Source organism: Chamaesiphon polymorphus CCALA 037 (assembly GCF_003003845.1).
GTDB classification, from domain to species: domain Bacteria; phylum Cyanobacteriota; class Cyanobacteriia; order Cyanobacteriales; family Chamaesiphonaceae; genus Chamaesiphon; species Chamaesiphon polymorphus.
In genome coordinates, this window is sequence record NZ_PVWO01000397.1 from 1 (window position 1) to 5,553 (window position 5,553).

Sequence of the window (5,553 nt, forward strand, 5' to 3'; positions counted from 1 at the left end):
TCCCCCAACGGGGGGTCTGGGGGGAGACCCCCCAGATCCGGGTTCTACAGCACCGATAACTTAAAACTAAGCACCGTTCTGAAATCTGTGGGTAATGGATAGCCCCTTTAGAAGGGGAGGGCTGGAGTGGGGTAAAGATCTCCGCAGCAACTCAAATAACTCGCGTATGCGCCATGCGGCGGCTAACTCAGTCTAGCCGTACATTCGAGAATCAGACGTTGATTTTCGATCGCGTGGGGTTGAATCTCTAGCGCACCCCGAAACGCCCTAATGGCGGCAGAATAATTGCCCAAAGCAGCATGACACATGCCCAAGCCGTGGAGAGCACCAAAATGGACGGGATTGAGTTCGAGTACCCGCTCGCAATCGGCGATAGCGCGATCGTAGTTTTGAGTCATAAACCTAAGTACGGCGCGCCTATTCCAGGCTTCGGCAAAATCTGGCAGCGCATCGACCAAATCGTCTAAAATTGAAGTAGCAGCAGCGACATTACCTTCAGCTAGCAACCTTTCGCTTTCCTCGATCTGTTCGAGTGGAATTTTTCCTTTTTGCCAGAACCAGATACTCCAAAGTTGACGCGTAGCGCGTTCTCGAATATTTGGCTCGCTATTTTTTAAATCCAATAGTAATTTATCAACTAAATTTTGATTCATAGCGTCGCTAGGGCAAATTATTCAACTCTTAGCATGGATATTAACAAAGTCACATATATCTAAAAACGCTGTTACTATTGCCAATTAAGACAACATAGTACCAGTTGTTGTCCTACCATATCCTTTTAGTATAATAGAGATAAGCACCGCGATCCAATATCTCGCACCGACCAAGAAACTTACTATAATTCAGTATCTACATGGCTACTTACCCAGGTATTTCGAGCGAAGCTTTCAAACATCCACTCGATCTGCAAGCCGAGCAAGCTCTGCGGAGCGTTCCCGGTTTTAATTTAGTGGCGAGTAAATTTGTCGAGTTTCTGTACGAGCGGCCTCAACTAGTATACCTAATGGGTAATAGTATTCAAGTCGGCCCTCGGCAATATGCGACGATTTATGGCATGTTTCGGGAGTGCGTTCGCGATTTAGATATTTATCCAGAGCCAGCTTTATTTATCAGTCAAAATCCCCAAGTCAACAGCTATGCAATGGGACAAGAAAATCCCTATATTGTCATCAATACTGGTTTGTTAGACTTACTAGACGAAGATGAAATCAAGACTGTCATCGCCCACGAACTAGGACATATCAAATGCGGACATACCATCTTGATTCAAATGGCCATGTGGGTGATGAATGCAGCTTCCATCATCGGCGAGATGACATTTGGACTGGGAAATATCGTCAGTAATGGGCTAATTGTTGCTTTTTATGAGTGGCGACGCAAAGCTGAATTATCATCCGATCGAGCCGCATTACTAGTGATGGAAAATCCGCGCACGGTGATGACTACGATGATGAAAATCTCGGGTGGTAGTAGCAAATTTATCGATGAATGTAGCCTCGAAGAATTTATCAAACAATCGGAAAATTATCGTAACTTAGATGAAGATGGACTCAATCAAGTCTACAAAGCCCTAATGTATGTAGGCGTGAATGGAATGCTCAGTCATCCCTTCCCCGTCGAACGCATTCACTATCTGCAAGAATGGACGAATTCGATCGAGTATCAAGATATTCGGCGCGGAAATTATCAACGAGTGAGTGTCGAAACTGTGGGCACCGAACCTACCACAACTGAAGCAGAACGCTTACAAAAAGAGATAGATCGACTACAACAAGAAATCAACAGACAGAGAGATCGAGATCGTTAGTTGGGGTAAAATATAGATATATTTGTGTATTGCAGTTACCGTCAATTTCCAAGCTGACAAACTGTGGTGGATAAAGAAATCTATCATGTCAGAAATTAATGATCTCTCAGACTGAATATCTCAAGGTACTGCGTCCGCTCCTACCCGAAATAGCTTTCAAACAGAATTTAAATAAACTATTTATTCTCGCCATCAATCTCCTAATGTTAGGGCTTGGTTGGGCGATCGCCAGAGAGTTAGATCGGTGGTCGATCGGTTACTTGTGGTTGTATTTACCCTTAAGTATTATTATGGGTAACAGCATTATAATTTGCCTGTTCGTCGCCCATGACTCGATGCATGGTAGCACCATCAAACAGCCAATTTTAAGATATCTAGTAAGTTTCTTAGCGTTGGCTCTGTTGTGGATGCCCCCAACCCTGTGGAAATCCGTCCACAATCACAAACATCATACCGAAACTAATGCCATCGGCGATCCCGATCGGATGTATTTAGTCGGGCAAAATAATACGTGGGGAAAATGGATTCAAAATCTATTCGTACCATCTTCCAGTGTCAATTGGGCATTCTTAATTTTAGGAATGGCAACATCGTGGGTAGTGCATACTTTTCGCCACATTAGTTCGATTTTGCTATTCAATCGCGATGATGTCGATTACGTACCAGCTCCAGTCGTAGTTAGCCCACAAAAACGCCGCGCGATCGCGATCGAATTAGTAGCGATTGCTTTGGTGCATTTAAGCATTTTAGCCATTCTCAAATTTAATATTATTGCAATTTTATTAGCATACATATTACCTTTGGCTCTTGGCTATGCAGGCGTAATGTTTTACATTTACACCAATCATTTTTTGTGTCCGATGACGGATATTAACGATCCACTAGTTAATAGCGTCTCCCTAAAAATGCCCAAGATATTCGATTTATTGCACTTTAATTTTTCCTATCATACCGAACATCATTTATTTCCAAGCATTAATTCCGATTACTATCCTTTGGTACAGGAGCTATTACAAACCCACTATCCAGAATCTTACAATCTGATTCCCGTCGGCGAAGCATGGCGATTATTGATGGTGACACCCCGACATTATCGCGATGAAGTCACATTGACAGATAAACTCGATCGCGAGTCAGTTATTTGTCCTTGTGCTGTTGTTAATAAAGAATAGATCTGTAGGTTGGGTTGAGCTATGCGAAACCCAACATTCACACAATTACTCCTTGAATATGTTGGGTATTGAGATAGTACCAATATCTAAATTATCACTATCCAGTAAATAACTCACAGGCAATATAGACAGATGTAAACTGAACCGATTCTAATAACTTCGCCCACCCCCAATCATCGATTTGGGTAAGACATTCTTGGTGCTGTTGTTGCAATTTTTGTAAAGCTTCTGACTGTGGATGTGTATATACATCTGGAGGCAATGGAACTAAAGTACTCACCATATCGATCGCAATTTGCGTCAAAATTTCGGCGATCGCATTAGCTCCAACCAGATCGCCACCCTTAACTAACTTACTCTTCTTGGCAACCACCTGACAAGCCTCTCTAATCGCCTGTGCTGCCGCTTGTTTCTTCTCGACATCATTTAGAGCCAATTGGGGAAAATAACGCTCGATCGAGTCCCATTCCGGGCGGAGATTGCGAATTAATAACTCGACAGTATGTAAATAGATTCCCAAATCGATAATTAGATCGGTAGCTTTTGCCTGTCTGGCTAAAAATAGTCCACCTGCCAATACTAATTGCGGACAACTATAATTAAAAGCATCGCCAACATTCCCCCATTTTTGATATAAATCTGCCGTACTTAATTGTTGGTAATTGGGATTAACTTGCAGCGACAAGCTTACTGGAAAATAACTAGCAATTAGATCCGCGTCTAATACTTCAGTAAGAATTTGAGTACGTGTATAGCGATATCGATCCGCAACATTTACCTTCTGACTATTCAGTCGATCGAGAATTTTTTCGCCATAAGTATGCGATTCGATCCCCATACTCAGATCGGCTAAAGGTTTCTCTTCGATCGCAATCCGCCGATATAATTCACCAAAGCGATCGCCACCCTGAGTCAAAGCAATTAGCGGAATTGGATAATTATGTTTATCATCATCCGGTAAAGGAAATTCATCGCCCCACATTGTAAATAATAGCGGCGGACTCCAATATTCATTTTGCAATTCTCTCGCGATCGATTGAATTGCGACTGGACTCCAAGCAGATTCACTCACATGAGTACCCACATCTTGAATCTCCACATCCCAACAATAAGCTAATAACTCATCAGCGACGCCCAAAGGATAAGGCAATCCGGCCATCTTACCGATGTGAGTATTCACATCGATATATAAATCTCGCTTAGGCAGAGCCTTTTTCATCTCCCGATCTTGGATAGCAATTCGATCGAGTAATTCCTTACGTTCCTGGGATTTAAAAAACCATAATGGATATAACGAACCGATTGCCGCAGTCACAATTTGAATGTATCGATCGCTATCGAGATAAATAATCCGCTGAATCAACGATTCCCGATCTAGCCCCGTCATTTCTACTCGCGGAGGCGCAATTCCCACCCACAAATCTTTAATCTCTGCCAGACTATTTTTATTACTAAAACTGTCCCATCCACCATTAATCGCGACGAGTTGCAGTGCATAATCGCCCCACTGTTCCAGATAGCGATCGTACTTACTATCCTTCTTCCCTCGTCTGGCTTCAGGTTCGAGCGTTTTGTGACGATCGATCGCCAAATCCAATAATTTATTCAATCGCTGTAACAAATTATTCGGCGCATCCAAACCATAAAAACTCCGACACTGATAAATAGAATTCAGCGGACTTTCACCTTTATCCACCGACTTCCCACAAAACCAAATTTCCCAAGCTTTCTTGCTCAATCCAACCACTGGCTCGCGCTCCACCTCACCCGTCGGCTTGGCAAATAAATTACTCAATTGCAAATCTGCTACCAACTGCTTAACAGGATAGCGATGCTCTTTGCCCCCCAGTTCCCTCAATTGTGCTAATACCACCATCCACCGCAGATGATCTGCCAGTAACTTAGGGACTTGCATTGACTGGCTTTTCTTGCTAGTAATCATGATGGCGGTGGGAGTTTCGGGGGTGGGGAGAGGGGGGTTGGGAGTTGGGGGTTGGGGGTTGGGAGTGGGGAGTTGGGAGTTGGGAGTTTCGGGAGTAATGAATATAATTGTTGCTCAAAACAAAAGATCGGATCTAAAATCAGCAACGCCGAACGAAACCCGGAGTTTAAATCCCCAATTATCAATTATCAATTAATTTAAATATCGACACTTATGGATACTGACATACATGTGTTTGTCTACGGTACGCTCAAACCGGGCGAGACTAATTTCGATCGGTATTGCCGCGATAAAGTCATTACCAGCTACCGTGCCTATATTGATGGAGACTTGTATCACCTACCCACTTGCAGCTATCCAGGAGCGACTCATGGCACCAACAAAATACAAGGTTTCGTCCTCTCCTTCAAAGACCCCGCAATCCTCGTCGATTTAGACGAACTCGAAGACTACGATCCGCAACGACAGCCAGCAGAGAACGATTATACCCGCGAATTAGTCACAACACACACACCCGATCGAATTCTCCAGCTCTCAGCCTGGGCATATTTTATGACCCCACAACAAATTTACCAACTCAAGGGCATTCTCATCCCCGACGGTTGGTGGCAAAGCCAAACTCGATCGTGAAT

At 43.5% G+C, this 5,553-nt stretch carries 5 protein-coding genes; 3 read left to right on the forward strand and 2 right to left on the reverse strand.

All coding sequences use genetic code 11. The features are described from left to right. Window positions 1-182: 182 nt before the first annotated feature. Window positions 183-653: a tetratricopeptide repeat protein gene (locus C7B77_RS22720; RefSeq protein ID WP_106310273.1), complete on the reverse strand. Its 471-nt coding sequence runs from the start codon at window positions 651-653 to the stop codon at window positions 183-185. A gap of 200 nt (window positions 654-853) precedes the next feature. Between C7B77_RS22720 and C7B77_RS22725 the strand changes: the two genes are divergently transcribed. Both C7B77_RS22725 and C7B77_RS22730 read left to right on the forward strand, forming a co-directional pair. Next, the gene (locus C7B77_RS22725) at window positions 854-1,807 is read left to right on the forward strand and encodes a M48 family metallopeptidase (RefSeq protein WP_106310276.1); all 954 of its coding nucleotides are present in this window, start codon (window positions 854-856) and stop codon (window positions 1,805-1,807) included. A 98-nt stretch (window positions 1,808-1,905) separates the two neighbouring features. After that, a complete protein-coding gene (locus C7B77_RS22730; RefSeq protein WP_106310279.1) occupies window positions 1,906-2,979 on the forward strand; it encodes a fatty acid desaturase family protein in 1,074 nt (357 codons plus the stop codon). Window positions 2,980-3,076: 97 nt separating this feature from the next. On the opposite strand, the gene C7B77_RS22735 is transcribed toward C7B77_RS22730, so the two are convergent. Then, window positions 3,077-4,921 carry a hypothetical protein gene (locus C7B77_RS22735; RefSeq protein WP_146138462.1) on the reverse strand — a complete coding sequence of 615 codons (1,845 nt, stop codon included), beginning with the start codon at window positions 4,919-4,921 and terminating at the stop codon, window positions 3,077-3,079. A 213-nt stretch (window positions 4,922-5,134) separates the two neighbouring features. Here C7B77_RS22735 and C7B77_RS22745 point away from each other — a divergent pair, with 213 nt between their 5' ends. After that, the gene (locus tag C7B77_RS22745) at window positions 5,135-5,551 is read left to right on the forward strand and encodes a gamma-glutamylcyclotransferase family protein (protein WP_106310288.1); all 417 of its coding nucleotides are present in this window, start codon (window positions 5,135-5,137) and stop codon (window positions 5,549-5,551) included. Window positions 5,552-5,553 lie beyond the last annotated feature (2 nt).

Coding starts and splice junctions, on each gene's coding strand:
- C7B77_RS22730 (WP_106310279.1), top strand. CDS start 1,906: ATGATCTCTCAGACTGAATATCTCAAGGTACTGCGTCCGCTCCTACCC.
- C7B77_RS22720 (WP_106310273.1), bottom strand. CDS start 653: ATGAATCAAAATTTAGTTGATAAATTACTATTGGATTTAAAAAATAGC.
- C7B77_RS22745 (WP_106310288.1), top strand. CDS start 5,135: ATGGATACTGACATACATGTGTTTGTCTACGGTACGCTCAAACCGGGC.
- C7B77_RS22725 (WP_106310276.1), top strand. CDS start 854: ATGGCTACTTACCCAGGTATTTCGAGCGAAGCTTTCAAACATCCACTC.
- C7B77_RS22735 (WP_146138462.1), bottom strand. CDS start 4,921: ATGATTACTAGCAAGAAAAGCCAGTCAATGCAAGTCCCTAAGTTACTG.